The following is a 19,951-nucleotide window of genomic DNA, read 5'->3' as shown; positions in this document are numbered from 1 at the left end:
ATGATACGGCGCTCAGTATTATGACGCTGTAGAGTGAGTGATCGTGGGAAGCGTGGGAACCATCAAAGGGCGCCGCGAGCGGTTGCGGGCCGAGACGACCGCCGAGATCAAGAAGGTCGCGCTGGAGCTGATGGCCTCGGGAGGACCCGACGCGATCACGCTGCGGGCGATCGCTCGCGAGATGGGCATGACGGCCAACGCCATCTACGGCTACTTCGCCACCCGTGACGACCTGGTCACCACGCTGATCAACAACGTCTACACCTCGCTGGCCGACACGGTGGACGCCGCCTGGGACGCCGCCCCTGCCCAGGACCCGGCCGCCCGGATCCAGGCATGGGCCTGCGCCTTCAGGAACTGGGCGCTGGCCAACCCAGAGGGCTTCCGCCTCATCTACGGTGACCCCGTGCCCGGCTACCGGCCTCCCGAGGGCGGCGCCGCCCCGGACGCCGCCCACCGTGTCTGCACTGGCATCACTGCGCTGGCGGCCGCCGCCTGGCCGCAGGCCGAACACCGCTACGCGGACAGCGACTTCGAGTGGTCCGACTTCGACGCCGGTCTCCTCGACAAGGTCCGCCCGGCCTTCCCCGACCTGCCCCCGGCCGCCGTGGCCCTCGCCCTGCGCATCTGGAGCCACCTGCACGGCCTGGTGTCACTCGAGATCTACGGCCACCTGCAGACCCAGGCCCTTAGCCCGGAAAAGCTCTTCCGTGAAGAACTGGCCCAGCTCATCCGGTCCTTGAGCATCACCCCGCAGGGGTAACGGCCCTACACAAGCGGCGCGCCTGCGAGCTGGGCCGGCTGTGGGGCCGCCGCCTTGTCTCCCGCAGGCACAGAAAGCCTTGAAGACCAAATGCACCAACTGGAAATCGGACTTGCACACTTGGACCGCCGACTGTCGGGTGTTCCAAGGCCAGGCGCGCGCATATGCGGGGTGCAGGGACGGTTCGTTTCACTTCGGACGATGGATGGGTCCCGGTAACTGGAAGTTCGGCATGAGCTGCGGCACCAGCCTGATAGTCGACTTCGGCCCGGAGTGGAGGGCATAACGCGCCTGCACGCCCTGCGGTCCCGCACCCAGCAAGGGGCCTGGCCGCCGCCGTGTTCGCTGCGGGCGGCGGCCGGAGCGCGAGTCTCTCCCCCCAAAGGAGATCACCGCGCACGCCCTCACCTGCGGGCCGAGGCAGCGAAGACGCACCGGCGAGTCGGCGAGGGCGACTGCCAGAACCGCATTCTGCGCGGGTGCGGGTCCAGCAAGCCTGCGGAAGGGATATGCGGGCTCGGGGCCGGGAGCCGGGACGCGGGCCTGTGCCCGGCGTCTTTGACCATGGCGACGGGCTACGTCCAAGGCCCCTATCTTGCTGCGGCTCGTCGAGGTCGACGTGGTCTTCACACGCATGACGACGAGGCGCCGGCGGCGACGGCATCCACCGCACGACCGTTTTCTGCTGGGTGCGGGAGGTTGTCGGCCTGCTCGCCGCTCGCGCCCCGCGTCTGGACCACGCATGCGAGAAGGTCGTCCGAACGGGCGGCGGCATCTTCCTGCTGGACGGCTCCCTGCTCAGCAGGGCTTAATCCAGCCGACCCAATCCCAGGGTGCATATTGATCCGAAGTGGGGGCGGGATCCGAGATCCATCGAATTATCTTTTGCTTGTCTTTGAAAAGCGCCTGTGCGCGGCCGGTCTGATTGTTCCACCAAGATCCATATGTCCAACCGGGTGGCATAGAATAGTCCCTGCAGTGATATAGGTTCCATTGAGTACCAGTGTAGTCGGTTCCCGACCAGGCGCAGAAGTTCCCTTCCTCGCAGACGATATCGGCGCTAGATGATTTGATTGATTTAGTCTGAGCGTTGATTTCGCGAACTTTCTTTTCGCCTGGCAGAGGAACGACGAGGCTTTTGCCGTCATCGTAATTGATTTTGTTGATCTCGACTTGCACTCCACCGTTCTTGGCGAGGTAAGACTCCACCCGCTCCTGGAGGGCATTGGCTTGAGGGCGCGTCAAGCCCAGGTTTTGCGCCCTGAGAGTGAATTCTTGCTGAGAGTCTCCCGAATCCGCGCGAGATGTCCCTGTCAGTGCAGTGAGCACTAGGGCGGTCACCGCCACCGTCGATGCTGTTCGCTTAGTCGTTTTGAATGGGCGAGAAATGCGACCTAAGTTCATTGGTTGGATCATCCTCCTCTTTTGAGTACGCGTACCCCCAAGCTGGGCACTTGGTTGGTACGCATATTTCGTTACTGCCGGTCTAGTCACCCGCATCGTAGAACGCAGGCCGTGGGACGGGAACCTGACAGTTCTCAGGGTGACTTGAGTCTCCAGCGAGCTACGCTGCCCCTTCGGTGGGCGCGGCTGACCATGTCGAACGTGGTGAGCGTCCCCGCCGTGACGCTTCCATGGAGCACTGTGCATCCAGCTTGCTCCGGCGCGCCGTGATCCGCTCCAGCTCGGACATCCCCGTACCCTCCCCGCGATCTGGTTGCGTATCCGCCCGGCGACGGATCGTAGGCGGCCCCTCCCGGCAGGCGCAGCAGAACCCGAGAACCGCCCCAGCCGACCGGTCAGACGATCTTCGCCATGGACACCGGCCGCCTACCAGCATGAGCACACTGAAACTCACGCACACCAGACCCGTGACCTGCAACTTCACGATGCACAGTGCTCACTGGAGAGCCCGGTTCGCGTTGCGCGGCCGGGCTCGCGCCGTGAGGCGGCGCGGTCGCCTCCAAGGCAACCGCACCGCCCCGGCCCCGGCCAGCAGTGCCTCCCAGCGCCCTGTCAGCGTGGGGTGAAGGCGTCGCCTGTCAGGGCGCCGTCGTCGTCCATGCGGACCCGGTCGGCGAGTTGGGCGAGTTGCTCCGGCCCAAGGCCGGTGCGGGCGGCAATCGCGCGCAGCCGGCGGCTGTTGTCGGCCGGCAGCCACACCTGCGCCTTCAGCTCATCGCGGGCGTCCTGCCGCTCCTTTTCCCATGCGGCACGGTCGGGCGATGGCCTCCTCCCGCTGCGCGTCGCGCTCCCGTGCCCACGTGCTGCCCTGGACGTCCCGTTCCGGGGCGTAAACCGGCCAGTCATCGGAGTCCTTTCGTGGATACCTCCGGCTTCAGCCGGGGGAGGAAACGAAATCCCTGCGGAGCAGGGCAAGGGGCTGGGATGCGACGCAAGGGCGGATCCCAGTGCCCTGACCCGCAGGTTTGATCTCTACCTGCCGCCTGGCTGGTTTGTGCGCGTGGCCGTGAACCATGTGAAGCGGGCGTTCAAGTACCGCTTCTGTCCCAGTGATGCGCAGGCGGCGGAGCTGTCGCGCACGTTCGGGTGTGTGCGCAAGGTCTACAACCTGGCGCTCGCCGCCCGCACCGAGGCGTGGGCGCGGCAGGAACGGGTCGGCTACAACGCCACCTCGGCGATGCTGACGGCGTGGAAGAAGACCGAGGAGCTGGCGTTCCTGAACGACGTGTCGTCGGTGCCGCTGCAGCAGACGCTGCGGCACCTGCAGAGGGCGTTCACCCACTTCTTCGCCAGACGGGCGAAGTATCCGCGTTTCAAGGCGCGCAAGACATCGCGGAAGTCGGCGGAGTACACCACCAGCGGGTTCCGTTTCCGGGACGGCCGGCTGACCCTGGCGAAGATGGCTGAGCCGTTGGACATGGTGTGGTCCCGGCCGCTGCCTCAGGGTGCGGAGCCGTCGACGGTGACGGTGTCGCAGGACGCGGCCGGACGCTGGTTCGTCTCGCTGCTGTGCGAGGACCCCCATGTCACACCGCTTCCCGCCACCGACCGCGCGGTCGGAATCGATGTTGGCCTGGACCACCTGCTGGCCCTCTCCACTGGGGAGAAGATCGCCAACCCCCGGCATGAGCGCCGGGATCGCGCCCGGCTGGCCAAGGCTCAGCGGGGGCTGTCCCGCACGGCCAAGGGCGACGGAGCCAACCGCCGTAAAGCCCGGCGCAAGGTCGCCAAGGTCCACGCCCGGATTGCCGACCGGCGCCGGGACATGCTCCACAAGTTGACCACTGGTCTCGTGCGTGACAACCAAACGCTCGTGATCGAGGACCTGACCGTGCGCAATCTGGTCAAAAACCGCACGCTGGCCCGGGCCATCTCGGACGCGAGCTGGGGCGAGTTCCGCTCGATGCTGGAGTACAAGGCTGCCTGGTACGGGCGTCAAGTGATCGTGGTGGACCGGTTCTTCCCCTCCTCCCGGCTGTGCTCCGTCTGCGGCAGTCTGCAGGACATGATGCCGCTCAGCGTCCGCAGGTGGGTGTGCGGTTGTGGTGCGGTCCATGACCGGGACGTGAACGCGGCGAACAACCTTCTGGCCGCCGGGCTGGCGGTGTCTGTCTGTGGAGCTGGTGCAAGACCTCAACGGAGTTCTCCGGGCGGGCAGTCGGCGACGAAGCAGAAAACCCCACGGCGCGAGCCGTAGGAACCCCCTCTCGTTCACGAGGGGGAGGAAGTCAAGGGCGCCCATCATGTTGGTGTCGAGGAGGGGCGACCAGGTCCATCGCCAGTCGGTGCCGTAGTCGGCTGCCGCGAACAGTGTCGGCCGTCCAAGGGCCCGCTGAGCTATGACGTTCATGGCCGCGAACTCCTGCGGGTCCCCCGGAAGGAGGACTGTGGGACGGTTGTGTTGTTTCCCCGGTACCGGCCTGGCACGGTGAATATCTCCAACCCTTAGGGGCGGCCGTCAACAGCCGGGAGATCCTGAGGCGTACCCGCTGGCGGGAGGGGAGTTGCTGGCGAAGGACATCTTCGTCTGCCCTCGCGACCTCGGTTCCCGTGTCCACGCTCACCACGACGCTTAGCGGCGCTGCTTTGACCGCCGAGCCGTGCAGCCTGCCGCCTTTGTCCGGTCACCCCTGCCTGCTGGCCGACAAGCGGCGCGGCACACCAACCACACCGGGAGGACACATATGCCGGAATGCCGTCAGCTGAAATTCGCTGGCCAGGCAGCAGTCATCGGCGCAGGCATCGCGGGGCTGGTTGCTGCCCGGGTACTCGCAGACCATTTCGAGAGCGTTGTCGTACTGGAAGCTGCATCGTTGCCATCAACGGCCGTGCCTCGCAGGGGGGTTGGGCAGGCCCGACACCAGCACGGTCTGCTGATCAGCGGCGCTTCAGAACTGCAACGTCTCTTTCCCGGGCTGCGTGAGGAGCTGTCCTCGGACGGGGCACCGCTGTTCGACTTTGGGCTACGGACATCCATGACGGTTGCCGGCTGCCGGCTGCCACGTACACCCATGAATGTGGCCGTGCAGGCGTTCTCGCGGGACTTGCTGGAGTGGAGGCTGCGCCAGCGAGTGCTGACGGACACGTCAGTGGACGTACGCGACCGGAGCCGGGTCAAGGGGCTGTGCTGGGACGACGGCGCATCGCGCGTAGTCGGAGTCCGCTTGGAGGGCGGGCGCACGCTCGAAGCGGCTTTGGTCGTGGATGCTTCCGGGCGGTTCTCACCACTCCCGAACTGGCTGGAGCACGCGGGCTATCCGCGGCCGGCACAGAAGGTCACTGATGCGGACCTGGTCTACGCGACCAGGACCGTGGAGGCGCCGTCACAGGACTTCGACGCGCTGTTCCAGCCGTACAACGCGCCAGAGCAACCGCGTGGGGGGTTCGCCGCGCGGTTGGAGCATGGGAACTGGCTGGTCACTCTGTTCGGCGCGGGCGGAGACCATCCGCCGGTGGACCCCGCCGGTTGGCGGCAGTTCGCCGCGAGCCTGCGGAACCCCGATCTTGACCGGCTGCTTGCTGGTGCCACCCCCGTGCCGGGCGGCAGGATCCATGTCTTCAGGCGTACCGAGAACCGTCTCACTCTGTATGCACAGATGAGTAGATGGCCTGATGGGCTCGTCGCCATCGGCGATTCCGTCGGCGCCTTCAATCCGGCTTACGCGCAAGGCATGGCTACCGCCGTGCTCGAAGCCCGGGTCCTGGCGGACCATCTGACCCGGGTGCTGCGAGGCCGGCCCCATACCATCGAGGGCCTCGCACGTTCTTTCCAGCGGCATATCGCACGTATCGCCCGCAAGCAGTGGATCATGACCGCCAGCGACGACCTTGTCTGGCAGTATCACAGCCGACGTGAGCCGCTGCCTCTCTGGTTGCGGCCGGTCGCGTGGTACAAGGGGCGCCTCCTGCGGCTCATGGTGACCGATCCGAGTCTGCACAGCCTGTTCGTCAATGTCTTCCACATGCTCAAACCCCTTGCCGCGCTGGCCAGTCCCAGGATCTTCGCCAAGGTCCTTCTCGCCTCAGGTGGTCGTGCCGTCGGCGAGGGCGAGGAAGGCTGCCGACCAGTCCGCCAGACGGCCACGAAGTCGTAACCGTGTCCTCGTCCCTCCCGCTCTCGGTCCTGGTGGAGGCAGGAGCGGGCCGGTCTGGCGTACGTACTTGCGGTGTGATCGGTCGATCCCGCCCGGTGACACACCGCCTATTTCTTACGCGACCCCGCTTATGCGATTACCTCATTCATGACGAGCCCGTCGAAAATGGTGTATGACGCCATTTCATTGGATAGGACCCTGTAGTCATTGCCGGGTATCAACCCAGGCGGTGCCGACATCCAGATTCCGCTCTTGGAGGAGTGACGCAGTGACCACCGAATCTATTCTGCAGAAATATGACTTGATCTTCGATCGGCTCGACGCCGACCGAAGCGGCGTCCTGGAATTCGCCGACTGCGAGCTCATGGGCCAGGAGGTAATCCGCTCAGGGCGCGTGTCCGCGGACTCCCCCAAGGCGACTGCGCTGTTCGCCGCCTACCGAGAGGGGTGGGACCGTCTCGTGGCGGCGGCCGACGCCGACGGTGACGGAATGATCACCCGCGAGGAGTTCCGGTCCGCGATGTCCGACACCCTGGGGCGTCGGGAGCAGGTGATCTCCGGATGCCGCTCGGTACTGGACGCCGAATTCTCAGCCATCGACGATGACGACGACGGGCTCGTCCCGGTTGTCGACTTCCAGCGCTATCTGGAGGCTCTCGGCTCCAGCCCGGCAGAGGCCGCAGCGACGTGCTCGCTGATGGACGTGAACAACGACGGGCAGGTCTCCCGGGAAGAGTTCCACGCGGGCTGGGAACAGTATCTGCTCAGCGACGAGCTCACGGACGCGGGTAGCAACTTCCTCGGAAGCCTCGCCTGACCGACGCCTCGGTCCCTTCGGGTAATCGCGCCCTCGCAGGGTAGCCACGCCCGCAGGCCATCCGGCAGGGGCGCGCAGTTCGTCCGCCCCTGCCGCGGTGCGCCTGCCAGCGGTTCCACCTGCCGGGGGCGGGTCTGCGAATGAAAACCCTGCCTGTTCGGCTCCGGTGGTGTTGGCCTCTCCCGCGCTCCGGAAGCCGGACCAGCGCTGCTTGCCAGGCTGTTCCCTGACGCGCAGACGCCGTCCACGACCAAGGGAAGCGTATAGGCGTCCTTCGGGTAATGGCGGGCCGCGCCGCGGCCGGTAGGTCCCTCAGGGCGATGCATCACCCTTGCGGCGCGGGGCTGGTACTCATCGCGCCTGCGTCACTGGCGCCGCTGCTGACACGCCACTGCGTCCCGGTGTCCCCGTGATGCGCTTCGCATTTCCTGAAGAGCACCGTTTCGGGAACAACCCGGACTGAACCCTCAAACGTAAAATTCCATGCATCTCGAACGACGGGAATCGCATTTACCGCCTGAGGAAGTTCTTGCGAATATGGTGTTTGCCGCGCCGGTCTTCTCGGGAACTTATCCGGACGAAACGCATTTTAACATTGGGGCGTCACTCTCAAGTCTCAAAGGGATTTCCCCCAAGTGCTCCTTATGTATTTCCTGAGCTGATGGTCCTCCGGTCTGAATCCGCCAGGGGTGCCTTCGCTCAACATGCCAATCGCTATCTTCGGGAGAAAAGTGACCGATATTCTCGAATTGCGGGAGGACCGTTCAGATTTCCCGCACCCGGAATGCGACACCACTTTGTGGCACCTGCTTTGCGAGCGTGCGAAAGAAGTGCCCGGTGCGACAGCGGTGACCGACCCGTCGGAGAGCCTGACCTACGCCCAGCTCGTGGACGAAGTCTCCGCATGGGCCCGGTACCTGCGTGCGGGCGGAATCAGTGCGGGTGATGCTGTGGCCTGCGCGGTCCCGCGAGGTGTGCGGGCAGTGGTGGCGCAGTTGGCGGTGTTCGCTGCGGGGGCGGTGTATGTGCCGGTGTCTGCCGATGATCCGCCGGACCGGCTTCGTGATCTGCTGGCGGGGGTAGAGACGCGGCGGGTGCTCGCGCTGTCCGGGCAGTGCCTGCCCGATGGCGTCGACCGGGTCGACTTGGACGATCCGACGGTTCACCGCTCCGGCACCGGTGTGGCGGAAGCCGGGAGCCAGCTAGGCCCTTCGCCGGAGATGCGTGCGTACATCATTCATACCTCGGGCACGTCGGGCCGGCCCAAGCCGGTCGCGGTCGCGCACCGGGCGATCGCGCACACCATGCAAGCCTATGCGCACCGCTTTGCCACGCCGGTTCGGTGCATGGCGGTGGTGTCGCCGATGACGACGGACGCCTCGCTGCCGGGAATCTGGTGGCCGCTGCTGGCCGGCGGAACCGTGTGGTTGGCGCCCGCGGACCCGCAGCAGGCCCTGAGTGACCTCGCTGCGCAGATGGCCGAGGGTCCGGTCAGCCACGTCCTGCTCACGCCGTCGCTGTACGGGGCGGTCCTGCCGCTCCTGGAGGGCCCGTCACCCCACTTGCGGCAGGTCGTAGTGGGGGGCGAGCCCTGCCCGAGCGAGCTGGCCGCCGATCACCACCGCAGGATGCCGGACGTGGAGTTTGTCAACGCCTACGGGCCCACGGAGGCGGCCGTGTGGTGCACGGCCGCCGTGCTCCGGCCCGGGGAGCCCGTCACAGTCGGCACCCCCTTGCCGGGGACGCCGGTCCTCGTGATCGGAGGGAACGGTCAGCCTGTTCCGGCAGGTGAGGTCGGTGAGGTGTGCGTCACGGGCGCCGGGCTGGCGCAGGGGTACCCGGGGGATGCCGAGCTGACCGCTTCCCGTTTCGTGGCCTGCCCGGGCGACGGACGGCAGCGGATGTACCGCACCGGTGATCTCGGCCGGTTCGATGAGAGCGGCAGGCTGGAACTGCTGGGCCGGTGTGATGCCCAGCTGAAGGTGCGCGGTTTCCGGGTGGAGCCCGAGGGCATCGCCCGGGTGCTGCAGGAGGTGCCGGGGGTGCGGGACGTGACAGTCGGCGTCCACCGGGGCCGCTTGGTCGCCCACGTGGTTCCGCGGTGGGACGAGCAGAGCGCGGCCCGACAGCTGCACGAGAGCTGGGACAAGCTCTTCAGCAGCCTGGACTTCCATGATGAGCGGGCGGGATGGACCAGCAGTTACACCGGAAAGCAGCTTCCGGACGCGGAGATGGAGGAGTGGATCGAGGCCACGGTGCGTCTGGCCTCCGAGAACGGCTCCCCGGGCAGCCTGCTGGACCTGGGCTGCGGTTCGGGCATGATCCTGACCCGGCTGGCCGACGCGGCGGCACGCGTCGTGGGCGTGGACGTCTCCGTCGAATCCCTCGCCGCCCTGCGCGCCCGGCTCGACGGCACGGCGCTGTCCCGGGTCGAGCTGCGCCAGGGAGATGTGACCAGCGCGGGGGACGTCACGGGGATGGATCTCGTGCTGTGCAACTCGGTCGTGCCCTACCTGAACTCAGATGCGCATCTGGCCCGAGCCGTGACAACCGCGCTGCGGGCATCCGCGCCAGGCGGCCGTGTGGTGTTCGGTGACGTGAAGGACCGTACGGTGCAGGACGCCTTCCACGCGTCCGTAGTCCTGGACGGGGCAGACGACGCCGTGGGGGGCGAGGTACTGCGCACCCGGTGGCGGCGCCGGGTCGCCCTCGACCCGTATCTGCTGGTGGACCCGCGCTGGTTCACCCGCTGCGGAGCCTCCCATGCCGAGGTGCGGCCCCGCACCGGGCTCGCCCGCAACGAGATGAACGACTTCCGCTTCGACGCCGTCCTCACCCCCCAATTGCCGGACTCCGTCCTCGAGGTGGCGCAGTGGTGCTCCTGGCCCGGAACCCTGGAGGGGTTGCGGGAGCTGCTGGCGGCGGAGCCGGGACCGGTGGGGGTTTTGCGAGTGCCCAACCGCCGAACGGCCGGGGCGTGCGCGGTACGGGACATCCTCGCAGCGGGCCGCAGCGGATTCACCGCCGCCGACCTGCGGGCTCTGGCCGCCCGCGCCGACGCCGACGCCGTGCATCCCGCGGACGTGGAGGAACTGGCGGCGGAACTGGGGCGGCCGGTGCGGCTGTCCCGTGCGGCGGGGTACCGCGACGGCGCCTTCGACGTCGTGTTCCTTCCCGCTGTCTCCCCGGGCGCGGACACCGCTGCCGAGCGGGCGGTCGCGATCCGGTGGCCGCAGCCGGTGAGGGACGACGAGCTCATCTCGGCACCCCTGCACCGGCACGTCCTGGCCCGGGCGTCCGAAGACCTGCTGCCGGCACTGCGCCGCCAGGCCGATGCCCGGCTGCCCGAACACGAGCGGCCCGGTCGGTACGTACTGCTGACCGAACTGCCCTTGGGCGCCAACGGCAAACTCGACCGGGCGGCCCTGCCCGCACCGTCGAGCGAACGGCCCGCGGTGTCCATGTCCTACCGGGCACCGGAGTCGCCGGTCGAGGAAACGCTCACCGGGATCCTGGCGAGCGTTCTGGAGCTCGACCGGGTGGGAGTGGACGACGACTTCGTGGAGCTGGGCGGCGACTCGCTGCGGGCGGTGCGGGCTGCCACGCAGATCGGTGACGCCCTGGGCCGCAGCGTCCCGTCCCGCACGGTGCTGGAGCACCCCACCGCGGCCCGGCTGGCCGCCCACCTGGCCGACACGGCCGCCGGTGCGTCACTGCCCGGGCAACGGGCCGCTTTCATGACGGACACCCTGACGGAAATCGGTCCGGACGGGGCGCGGTTGGCCGCGGGACCCACGCACCAGTTTCTGAGGGTCAACGACGACCGGGCCGGCGGGATCCTGCCCAGTCACGGGCCGCGCTTCTCGCTGGAATGCCACTACCGCATCCGCGGCCCCCTCGACGTCCGCGCCCTGTCGGCGGCCGTCGACCGGCTCGTGGCCCACCAGCCCGCACTGCGTACCGCAGTGCACCTGACCGGCGAACCGGGCGAACTGCACCAGACCGTCTACCCCGCTGCCGAGGCGGTCCTGCGCCATCACCCCGTCGACACAATGGGCTCCCGCAGTCCCGCGGAGTTCCTGGCGGCTCTGGACGCCGCCGATCCCCTCGACGCCGCCGCCGGACACGTCTTCACCGCCACCCTCCTCACCGCCGGCCCGCACGATCACCTGCTGGGCCTGCGACTGCACCACCTCACCTCCGACGGCTGGTCGCTCAACCTCGTCGAACAGCAGCTCTCCACCCTCTACGCGGACGCCGTCAAGGGCCGGGCCAGCAACTTGCCGGCGACGGACTACCACGCCCTGAACGCACCAGAGCAGCCACGCGCCGACGACATCGCCTTCTGGACGCAACGGCTCTCCGGGGCCCGCCCCGGCCTCCTGATCCCGCCCGCTCATCTGGGCACCCACACCGACGCCCACGACGCCCTGCTGCGGACCCGGCGTATCCCCGCCACCACCGCCACCGCGTTCCGGGGGCTGGCCCGCACAGAGCGCGTGACCCCGGCCAGCGCCCTGTACGCGCTCTTCGCCGCCGCCGTGGCAGCCGACACCGGGCAGGACGAGACGCTCCTCCTCGCGGTCAGCGCCGCCCACCCGGGAAACACCGCCCACACCGCGGGCCTGTACGCCCAAGCCGTCCCCGTACGTCATCACGTGCCCCAAGATCCGGCAGTGACCGTGCGACAGGCCCTGCACGCCGCGGACACGGACCTGCACCAGGCGCTGTGCCACGACAGCGCCTCCCTGCTCACCCTGGCAGGAATCCATCCGCCGATCGGAGAACTCTTCGCCGCCTCACAGTTCGTCTTCTACGACTACCTGCCCCCCGTCGAAGGGCTGCGCCTGACCGGCTGCGCCGTCGAGCGCACCGACCAGCTCGACCCCGCCTTCGCCGGACAGCTCTTCCAACTGCCCTGCGACCTGGGCCTGCTGGCTCGTGAGAACGGAGACGCACTGGACCTGGCCGTCATCTTCGACCCGGCCTACGCCCCACCGCACTACGCCGAGAACCTGCTGGCCCGTATCGCGGACGCGCTCGACGCCCTGGCCGACTCCGCCGCCGACCGCCCGTGGACGGGCCTGGTCCCCGCCGATTCCTGGCTCACCGGCCTGCGCTGACCAACCGCGGCCGGGTACGCCCGCAGCCGCACTTCTGTCCGGCCCGGAGCCCCGGCCGCAGTCCTCCACAACTTTCACCGGCCAAGCCGCCCTCGTCGCCACGAGAACCGGTCCCCAGGGCGTGGTTCGCCCCTGCGCTCATGCCGTGCCCGCGTTCAACCTCGGGTCTGTTCCACCCCCGTACAACCGCGATCCCCGGGGCGCTTCTTGCACGCGCTCCTGCCGTGCCCTGCCAGGGCACGGCCCCGTCCCTTCACTACCTAAGGACACGCCGATGCTCAACGCCCACGACGAACGCCGCGAGGCCAAGGTGGCCGGCTGGATCGGGATCGCCATGGTGGCGCTCTTCCTGGTCCCGCTGCCCTTCGTCCGCAACCCGCTGAGCCGACCCTTCCCGTACTGGAGCGACTCTTCCGACAGCATCGGCACCTGGTTCGCCCAGAACCCGTCGATCTCCGGCTACACCATCGACATCGCCTTCGGCCTGCTGTTCATCTGGTTCGCCGCCGGGCTCAAGCGGTGGCTCACCGCCCCGGGCCGGGCACCGCTGCAGGCCGAACTCCTCATCCCCGCCGCCCTGTCCGTGGGCATCTGCTGGATGATGTCCAACGCCGCGTTCCTCCTCGGCCCCGTCGCCGCCGAGCGCCCGGACGCGATCAGCAGCGCCTACCTGCACCTCACCTACGACCTGTGCGTCACCTTCGGCTACGCAGGGTCCCTGCCGCTCGCCCTGTTCTCCTACGCCGCGGGCAGCCTGATCCTGAAGAACACCACCCTGCCCCGCTGGACCGGCTGGACCTCCCACGTCCTGGCCATGGCGCACTTCGGGTACTTCTTCAACGTGCTGACCACCAGTGACACGCCGTTCACCCCGTGGGGCTGGGGCAGCTTCGGCTCCTACGTCGGCTTCGCCCTGTGGTCCCTGGTCCTGTGCGTGATGATGATCCGCTCTCCGCGCCCGGCCTCATCGCTCGCACACATCCCCACCTCCACTGCCCCCGCCGCGGTGACCGCTCCCACGGCCTGACCCTCCCGCACGCACCCACGGGCCGGGCCGTCACCGGCCCGGCCCCTCACCCACCCGGCCGTCCAGCCCTGGAGTTCCCGTGGCCACCTGTACGCACACACCGCTCGCCGTGCCACCCCTGTACTGCCCCTTCCCCCCGCGCCGCTCCCCGCACGCCGAGGCCGTCGACGCCGAGAGCCTCACCTGGATGCAGAGCTTCGACCTCTTCACCGACGACGCGCACCGCGAGTACACCCGCCGCGCCCACGTGGGTGACTTCGTCGGCCTCGGCATTCCCGACGGCCGTGCCGACACACTCCTGGCGGGCACCAACTACTGCAACTGGCTCTTCTCCTTCGACGACGCACTCTGCGACGAGACCCTCGGCGGCACCGCCCCCGAAACCCTCGCCCCCTACCTCGCCCGGCTGAGCCGCGCACTGCAGACCCCCGATGCCCCGCTGATGCGCGACGACAAGTGGGCCGCCTCCCTCCTCGACATCCGCGCCGCCCTCGACCGACAGGGCACTCCCGCCCAGGTCTACCGGTGGACCGACCAGGTCGACGCGTACTTCTCCGGCCTGGTCTGGGAAGCCGCCATCCGGCAGAAACCCCACTCCGCGAACCTGGACGACTACCTCATGATGTGGCAGAGCAGCAGCGCCGCCCTGTCCGCACTCGCCTTCATCGAAATCGCCCAGGACTACGTCCTGACCGCCGAGGAGTACCACGACCCGCGCATCCACGTCCTGCACGACCTGTGCGTTGCCCTCATCGCCTGGCACAACGACACCACCTCGTACAACAAGGAAGCCTTCCGCGAACAGCACTTCGGCTACCCCGAGGCGATGAACCTGGTGCCCATCCTCGCCCGCCACCACAGCTGCACCCCCCAGCAGGCGCTGCGTGAAGCGACGTTGATGCACGACCGGGCCATGCACCGCCTGCACCAGCTCGCCCAGCAACTCACCGACGGCGCCAGCCCCCGCCTCGTCCGCTACGGGCGCGCCCTGACCGACTGGGTCGCCGGCAGCCTGCACTGGCACCTCACCAGCGGCCGCTACAACGACCCCAACAACCCCGGCCAGACCGTAACCCCCCGCATCCAGATGCCCGCCGTCGTCACCCGGCTCGCCGACCCCGCACGCCTCAGCCAACCCCTCACCACACCCGTCGCTGCCTGGTGGTGGAACACCTGACCGGCACATTCAGCACACTCGCATGCCCCACAGTGCCCGGCGCCGTTCATGTCCCACCCAGCGCTCCGCCAGGAGAACAATGACCTTCACCGCCTCCCGGCCCTCCAACATCCCCGCGGCCCTGCCCCTGCTGCCCGGCGCGCTGCCCCTGGTCGGGCACGCCCTGCGCCTGCTCAACGACCCGGCGAGGTTCCTCACTGCCGCACCCGCCCACGGGCCGTTGTCACGCGTCCGGCTGGGCCCGCTCACCGCCACCCTCGTCAGCGACCCCGCCCTCACCCGGGACGTCTTCCTCGACGACGCCCTCTACGACAAGGGCGGCCCCCTCTACGACCGGATCGCCGACGTCATGGGCAACGGCATGCTCGCCTGCCCGCACTCCCGTCACCGGCAACAACGGCGCCTGCTCCAGCCCGCCTTCCACAAGGACCGCCTCCCCGCCCACCTCGACCTCATGGCCGCCGAAATCACCGACGGCATCGACCAATGGCAGCCGGGCCGCACCCTCGACATGGCCGCACAGGCCCAGGCGCTGACAGCCCGCGCCATTGTCTCCACCCTCTTCGACGGCACCCTGGACCCCGCCACCGTCACCACGATGGTCCAGGACATGTCCGCGATCACCGCCGGCATCTACACCCACGCCCTGCTCCCCGCCGCCTACACTCGCCTTCCTCTGCCCGCGAACCGCCGCTACACCCGAGCCCAGAGGAGCCTGCGAGCCACACTGGGCCGCATCATCGCCGAACACCGCGCCCGCACCACCGACCACGGAGCCTTCCTCAGCCTCCTGACCGAACCTGGTCCCGACGGCCGCACCCTGACCGACAAAGACGTCAGCGACCAGGTCATCACCTTCTTCATCGCCGGAATGGAAACCACCGGCAACGCCCTCGCCTGGGCCACCCACCATCTTGCACAGGACCCCTCCCTCCAGCAGCGCGTACACGCCGAAGCGGCGACCCTGCCCCCGGGGCCCCTCACCCACGCCCACCTGTCCGAGCTGGAACTCGCCAGCCGTGTCATCACCGAAACCCTGCGGCACTACCCGCCCGTCTGGCTCCTGACCCGCACCGTCACCCGCGACACCACCCTCGGCGACCACCCCCTGAAAGCCGGCGACACCCTCGTCGTCAGCGCCTACCTCGTCCAACACCTCCCGTCCGCCCACCCGAGCCCCCACCATTTCGACCCCGCCCGCTGGGCGCCCCCGCACACCACACCCCCCGTCCCCGGCTCCCTCATCCCCTTCGGCCTGGGCGCCCGCAAATGCATCGGCGACACCCTCGGCGTCGGCGAACTCACCCTCGCCCTCGGCGCCCTCACCCGCCGCTGGCAGCTCACACCCGCCACCGCCGCACCCGTCCGCTACGAAAGGGACATCGTCATCCGCCCCCACAACCTCCACCTCCACCTCCAACCCCGCCACCGAAGTGCCTGACTCCGCGCCCAAGGAAATCCCGCCACCGTGACAGCCAGCGGAATCAGGACCCGGGTCGGCCGGTCTACGTCCTCACGTCCGTCATGCACTTCCCTCCCGCCGATCTTTGGGGACAATCGGGTCGACCGAGACGGCCGCGGAGTTCTTCGTGCCGCTGTCCGGGACGGTCGTGGCGACCATGACCCGGTGGGGTCGGCTCGGCGGGGACCACGATGGAGTACTTGTCGGGGACCGGGTGGCCCGACGCGCTCCACCTGCTGGTGGTCGACGGACCGATGCCGTTCCTGGGGATCTGCGTCGGACTCCAGGTGCTCTTCGAGCACAGCGTGGAGCAGGACGCCACCTGCCTGGGATGGCTCCCCGGAACGGTGCGGGCATTCGACGGTGGGCGAGTGCGCGTACCCCAGATGGGGTGGAACCAGGTACGGCCCGTCTCCGATCACCCGTTCGTGGCCAAGGTGCCCGCCGCGGGCCACTTCTACTTCGTGAATTCCTTGCGGTCCAGCGGTCGGTGATCGCCTGCCGGTTGGCGGCGATCTCCCGCGCCCGATGGTGAAGTCGAGTTTCTCGGCGACGGCACACGAGCCGGTGTCCCGGGCATGGCCCACCGCTCGACGTGGTGCACGTCGGACACTGCGCAGTCGCAGCATCGCCGACGAAGGCAAACCGCACGGCTGATGGGTGGGCGGACTGCCGAGGCTCTGATGCTCGGGCCGATGCTTCGCTGGCTGCGTCCGCTCTTCTGACCGCCCCGGTCAGTAGCATCAGGCGCATGGCCCATGTCTTGATCGGCCACAGTGATGCCGCACGGCGAAAGAGCTGGTGGCGCACCGGCTTTGTCATGCTGATCCTCCCCGGTGGGACAGTGGCGGTCGGTCTGGGGGCGCGGGCGCCGGACCGCGGGTGTGGATTGGCGGTTTCGGCGTTTTCTCGATGACCGCGTTGTTCGGCAGGGTCAATGGCATCTACGGCCGGGTGCTACTGACGGAGACGGGAATGCAGTTCCGCACTTTGGTCAGCAGGCGCTCGATTCCGTGGTGCGAATTCGCTGGTGTCGAGTTGCGGAAGCGAACGCGAGACCAAACGAACGGTAATCAAGGAAGAGCACGAGATGGAGCGTGCACGAATCGCTGCCGATATTGAGCGTGAGCGGATACGGCGTGGCGTGACAGGACAAGAGGAATTTCCTGATGCCTCTACTGATGAGGGTGAGGCGCCGGGAGCAGTATGAGCCCTTGGTCCGGATCAGTGATGGCCCTCTTCGTACGCCCGGGCTTGCTCCTCCATCCGAGCGTTGTACTCCGCGATGATGCCGGCAGCGTCACGGATGGCCTCTTGCTCGTCGGGCAGGGGCTCATGCCGCACAGCGGTACCCAGGCAGTCGAGGCCATGCCCGCGCGGCCCCGCGGCTCGACAGCACCCAGGGGTGCGGCCGCCGCCCCGCGGGAGCACCCTGCCGATTTCTTACCTGTTCCGCTTGCTTGGAGTGCACGCCAAGGCCATAGCGTTGAGGGCATGCCGGTAATCACCAGGGTCTCGCCGGTGTCCCGGAAGGCTGCCCAACTTCTATACCGGCTCCCGGCTAAACACGAAATAAGCGGGAGCCAGACGACCGATACCCCAGGAGCATCTCTAATGCAACAACGCAAACTAAGACAACAACTCGAAGTCTCGGCTCTCGGGCTCGGCTGCATGGGCATGATTTTCTTCTACGGTCAGCCACCACGGCCCCGGCAAAATCGTCATTAAAACACCGACAGCTGAACCGAACCCCCGACGCGTCGACGCATCACCCCGCACGACCAACGAGAAAGACGGCAAGTGATAGACAACCAATTCACAACGCACGCAGAACTTTTCGATCTGAGTGGAAAGCGCGCGCTCGTCACCGGTGGCACCAGAGGCATCGGGATGATGATCGCGCGAGGCCTTCTCCAGGCGGGCGTCCGCGTGGTCATCAGCTCACGCAACGCAGAAGCGTGCGCTCAGGCGCAGGAACAGCTGTCCAAATTCGGTGACGTGCGGGCCATCCCCGCCGACCTGTCCCGCCACGACGAGTGTCGGCGACTGTCCGACCTCGTCACCGCCGACTCGGAGCCTCTCGACATCCTCGTCAACAACGCGGGCGCCCTGTGGGACGAGCCGCTGGCGACGTTCCCAGACGCGGCCTGGGACACGGTCATCGACCTCAACCTGAAGTCGCCGTTCTGGCTAGTCCAGGCGCTGCTGCCCGCACTTCGCAAGGCGGGCACCGCCGACGATCCCGCACGGATCATCAACATCGGCAGCATCGCCGCCATCCACATCCCCCAGCGGCCCAACTACTCGTACTCCAGCAGCAAGGCCGCACTGCATCAACTCACCAGAGTGCTCGCCAAGGAACTAGGACCGCAGCACGTCACCGTGAACGCCGTGGCGCCGGGACCGTTCCCGTCGACGATGATGGCGGCAACCCTCGATGAGTTCGGGGAGGCGATCGCGGCGTCGGCCCCACTACGCCGGATCGGCCGCGACGACGACATGGCGGGTGTCGCCGTGTTCCTCGCCAGCCGGGCAGGCGCATACCTAACGGGCGCCGTGATCCCCGTCGACGGCGGCATCGCCACAACCGCGTAGGCCGCCTATGTACTTGGGATTTCGGCCGGTGCGGCGAGAGTGTGTGCCGGGCGCTGTGGGTGCTGTTCGGGGCTTTCGAAAACACCCCTTAGTAGTCCAGCTGTAGATCGTGTCTTCAGGCTCGTTGCGTTGCCTGGCGCCGGTAGTGGCTGGTGCGGGCGTGGGCTCGGCGACCGGAGATCGTCCATCTCAAGTGCGGGATCGGCACGGCATGCGGCCGTCCTTGGCCGCCTGTCCTGGTAATCACCCTGACCCCGCCCGCAGCGCGCGTCGCGGTATCCCGGCCCGTCGACTGCGCGTCCGATGCGTCACGTCACCGCACCGATGAGACAGAGCAGCGCCCCGACACCGAGCAGCACGAGACCGGTGCCCCCGACGAAGAGCACGACAAGCCGCTCACCGTCGAAGTCGAGGTTCTCGCGGGTTCCCGTCTTCGTGTGCCGCGGCTTCCTGCTGTCGTACACGACCGGCACGACCGTGCCAACGGAGCCGGGCAGCCTTTGCATGTACTCGTGGAAGCGCGTAGTTCGTCGGCCAGGGCGGTGGCCTCGTCGTGCCGGGCCTGGAGGTCCGCCAGGAGGTCGATGATGTTCACGCGGTCACCTGGAGAGTGCCTCTGGCGCGGAGTTGGCCCCCCCACCCGCAGAGAGTGGGACGTCACGACGAGCGGTACGCGGTCACCAGCAGCGCGTCGGCGGTACGCGGCCCGTCCCCGCCGGGCAGTACGTCGACGCTGATCCGTGTGAACCCGGCCTCGTCGAGCAGCTTGGTCCACACGTGTTCCTGGAGCACCCACCGGTGCATGGTGGTCGCCCTGCCGTCCGGTGTCTTCGCGGGGATGTCGGCGTGCAGTACGTCGGGCTGCGCGGATTCGCCGCCGAGGTAGTGGGCGAGGGTGGAGAACACGAGCCGCCCGCCGGGCGGCAGTGCGGCGGCTGCCACCGGCAGCAGCTCCCGCGGCTCGGTGAAGTCGACCGCGCCGAAGACGCTGTACAGCACGTCGTAGGTGTCCGGCATCGCGTGCAGGTGGCTGACCACGTCGGACGGCACGATGCCCAGGCGGGGCGCGAGGTGGCCGTACAGGTCGGTGGCCATGGCGTACTGGGCGGGTGAGGCGTCGACGGCCATGATCCTGGCGGGCTGGTGGTGGACGGCCAGGTGGGCGGCGTGCCGGGCGGTCCCGGCGCCGAGATCGCCGACGCACAGCCCGGCCGGCGCCGAGGACTTCCGGGCCGGGCCCGCTGTCCTGGCTCCAGCTCCAGCGGAAGGAGCTGGGCACGGTCCGGTCGGTGGCGTGGCGGGTGCGGCCGTGGTGATGCCAGAGGTCTGCGGGGGGCACCCGATCCATCCTGGCGGGCGTGGCCGGGCGGCGGGCCGATTTCGGCGGAGTCTCACCCGGTCGTGGGGGGGGGGGGGGGGGGGAGGGGAG

At 68.2% G+C, this 19,951-nt stretch carries 14 protein-coding genes and 1 pseudogene; 11 read left to right on the top strand and 4 right to left on the bottom strand.

Features of this window, described 5'->3' with window-relative positions:
* Nucleotides 1–52: 52 nt before the first annotated feature.
* Together ACTWQR_RS32295 and ACTWQR_RS32290 are read left to right on the top strand one after the other, a co-directional pair.
* Nucleotides 53–763 carry a TetR/AcrR family transcriptional regulator gene (locus ACTWQR_RS32295; protein ID WP_443230755.1) on the top strand — a complete coding sequence of 237 codons (711 nt, stop codon included), beginning with the start codon at nucleotides 53–55 and terminating at the stop codon, nucleotides 761–763.
* Nucleotides 764–1,452: 689 nt separating this feature from the next.
* Nucleotides 1,453–1,575 carry a hypothetical protein gene (locus ACTWQR_RS32290; RefSeq protein ID WP_443230754.1) on the top strand — a complete coding sequence of 41 codons (123 nt, stop codon included), beginning with the start codon at nucleotides 1,453–1,455 and terminating at the stop codon, nucleotides 1,573–1,575.
* Here the strand turns inward: ACTWQR_RS32290 and ACTWQR_RS32285 are convergent.
* Together ACTWQR_RS32285 and ACTWQR_RS32280 are read right to left on the bottom strand one after the other, a co-directional pair.
* Nucleotides 1,562–2,179: a peptidase inhibitor family I36 protein gene (locus tag ACTWQR_RS32285; RefSeq protein WP_443230753.1), complete on the bottom strand. Its 618-nt coding sequence runs from the start codon at nucleotides 2,177–2,179 to the stop codon at nucleotides 1,562–1,564. The two genes, ACTWQR_RS32290 and ACTWQR_RS32285, sit on opposite strands and share 14 nt — an antisense overlap.
* 600 nt (nucleotides 2,180–2,779) lie before the next feature.
* Entirely contained in the window at nucleotides 2,780–3,073 is a 294-nt protein-coding gene (locus ACTWQR_RS32280; protein WP_443230752.1) for a hypothetical protein, read from the bottom strand.
* A 154-nt stretch (nucleotides 3,074–3,227) separates the two neighbouring features.
* On the opposite strand from ACTWQR_RS32280, the gene ACTWQR_RS32275 reads away from it, so the two are divergent.
* The 9 genes from ACTWQR_RS32275 (at nucleotide 3,228) to ACTWQR_RS32235 (ending at nucleotide 18,522) form a co-directional block, all read left to right on the top strand.
* The gene (locus ACTWQR_RS32275) at nucleotides 3,228–4,424 is read left to right on the top strand and encodes an RNA-guided endonuclease InsQ/TnpB family protein (protein ID WP_443230751.1); all 1,197 of its coding nucleotides are present in this window, start codon (nucleotides 3,228–3,230) and stop codon (nucleotides 4,422–4,424) included.
* A 487-nt stretch (nucleotides 4,425–4,911) separates the two neighbouring features.
* A complete protein-coding gene (locus ACTWQR_RS32270) occupies nucleotides 4,912–6,321 on the top strand; it encodes an FAD-dependent oxidoreductase (protein WP_443230750.1) in 1,410 nt (469 codons plus the stop codon).
* A gap of 268 nt (nucleotides 6,322–6,589) precedes the next feature.
* On the top strand, nucleotides 6,590–7,138 hold the full coding sequence (locus tag ACTWQR_RS32265) for an EF-hand domain-containing protein (protein WP_443230749.1): 549 nt from the start codon (nucleotides 6,590–6,592) through the stop codon (nucleotides 7,136–7,138).
* 704 nt (nucleotides 7,139–7,842) lie between these two features.
* Nucleotides 7,843–12,261 (top strand): amino acid adenylation domain-containing protein, encoded by a 4,419-nt coding sequence (locus tag ACTWQR_RS32260; RefSeq protein WP_443230748.1) that lies wholly within the window; start codon nucleotides 7,843–7,845, stop codon nucleotides 12,259–12,261.
* Nucleotides 12,262–12,535: 274 nt separating this feature from the next.
* Nucleotides 12,536–13,288 carry a hypothetical protein gene (locus ACTWQR_RS32255; RefSeq protein WP_443230747.1) on the top strand — a complete coding sequence of 251 codons (753 nt, stop codon included), beginning with the start codon at nucleotides 12,536–12,538 and terminating at the stop codon, nucleotides 13,286–13,288.
* A 79-nt stretch (nucleotides 13,289–13,367) separates the two neighbouring features.
* A complete protein-coding gene (locus ACTWQR_RS32250; protein WP_443230746.1) occupies nucleotides 13,368–14,465 on the top strand; it encodes a terpene synthase family protein in 1,098 nt (365 codons plus the stop codon).
* Between the two features lie 79 nt (nucleotides 14,466–14,544).
* Nucleotides 14,545–15,906: a cytochrome P450 gene (locus tag ACTWQR_RS32245; protein WP_443230745.1), complete on the top strand. Its 1,362-nt coding sequence runs from the start codon at nucleotides 14,545–14,547 to the stop codon at nucleotides 15,904–15,906.
* Between the two features lie 221 nt (nucleotides 15,907–16,127).
* On the top strand, nucleotides 16,128–16,421 hold the full coding sequence (locus ACTWQR_RS32240; protein ID WP_443230744.1) for an imidazole glycerol phosphate synthase subunit HisH: 294 nt from the start codon (nucleotides 16,128–16,130) through the stop codon (nucleotides 16,419–16,421).
* A 1,306-nt stretch (nucleotides 16,422–17,727) separates the two neighbouring features.
* Nucleotides 17,728–18,522, top strand: a complete 795-nt coding sequence (locus ACTWQR_RS32235) for an SDR family oxidoreductase (protein WP_443230743.1) — start codon at nucleotides 17,728–17,730, stop codon at nucleotides 18,520–18,522.
* A gap of 308 nt (nucleotides 18,523–18,830) precedes the next feature.
* Here ACTWQR_RS32235 and ACTWQR_RS32230 read toward each other — a convergent pair whose 3' ends face one another.
* Together ACTWQR_RS32230 and ACTWQR_RS32225 are read right to left on the bottom strand one after the other, a co-directional pair.
* Complete coding sequence (locus ACTWQR_RS32230; RefSeq protein WP_443230742.1) at nucleotides 18,831–19,028, bottom strand: hypothetical protein; 198 nt, start codon at nucleotides 19,026–19,028, stop codon at nucleotides 18,831–18,833.
* A 151-nt stretch (nucleotides 19,029–19,179) separates the two neighbouring features.
* Nucleotides 19,180–19,870: pseudogene (locus ACTWQR_RS32225) on the bottom strand (class I SAM-dependent methyltransferase).
* Nucleotides 19,871–19,951 lie beyond the last annotated feature (81 nt).

The organism is Streptomyces sp. 2A115 (genome assembly GCF_052245575.1).
In the GTDB taxonomy this organism is placed as follows: domain Bacteria; phylum Actinomycetota; class Actinomycetes; order Streptomycetales; family Streptomycetaceae; genus Streptomyces.
Note: the sequence above shows the minus strand (reverse complement) of the source record. Positions and strands in the feature narration are given on the sequence as shown.

Bases quoted from the DNA above. Each gene is read 5' to 3' on its own strand.
- ACTWQR_RS32285 (WP_443230753.1), bottom strand. From the start codon at position 2,179: ATGATCCAACCAATGAACTTAGGTCGCATTTCTCGCCCATTCAAAACG.
- ACTWQR_RS32280 (WP_443230752.1), bottom strand. From the start codon at position 3,073: ATGACTGGCCGGTTTACGCCCCGGAACGGGACGTCCAGGGCAGCACGT.
- ACTWQR_RS32270 (WP_443230750.1), top strand. From the start codon at position 4,912: ATGCCGGAATGCCGTCAGCTGAAATTCGCTGGCCAGGCAGCAGTCATC.
- ACTWQR_RS32260 (WP_443230748.1), top strand. From the start codon at position 7,843: ATGCCAATCGCTATCTTCGGGAGAAAAGTGACCGATATTCTCGAATTG.
- ACTWQR_RS32255 (WP_443230747.1), top strand. From the start codon at position 12,536: ATGCTCAACGCCCACGACGAACGCCGCGAGGCCAAGGTGGCCGGCTGG.
- ACTWQR_RS32245 (WP_443230745.1), top strand. From the start codon at position 14,545: ATGACCTTCACCGCCTCCCGGCCCTCCAACATCCCCGCGGCCCTGCCC.
- ACTWQR_RS32230 (WP_443230742.1), bottom strand. From the start codon at position 19,028: ATGCAAAGGCTGCCCGGCTCCGTTGGCACGGTCGTGCCGGTCGTGTAC.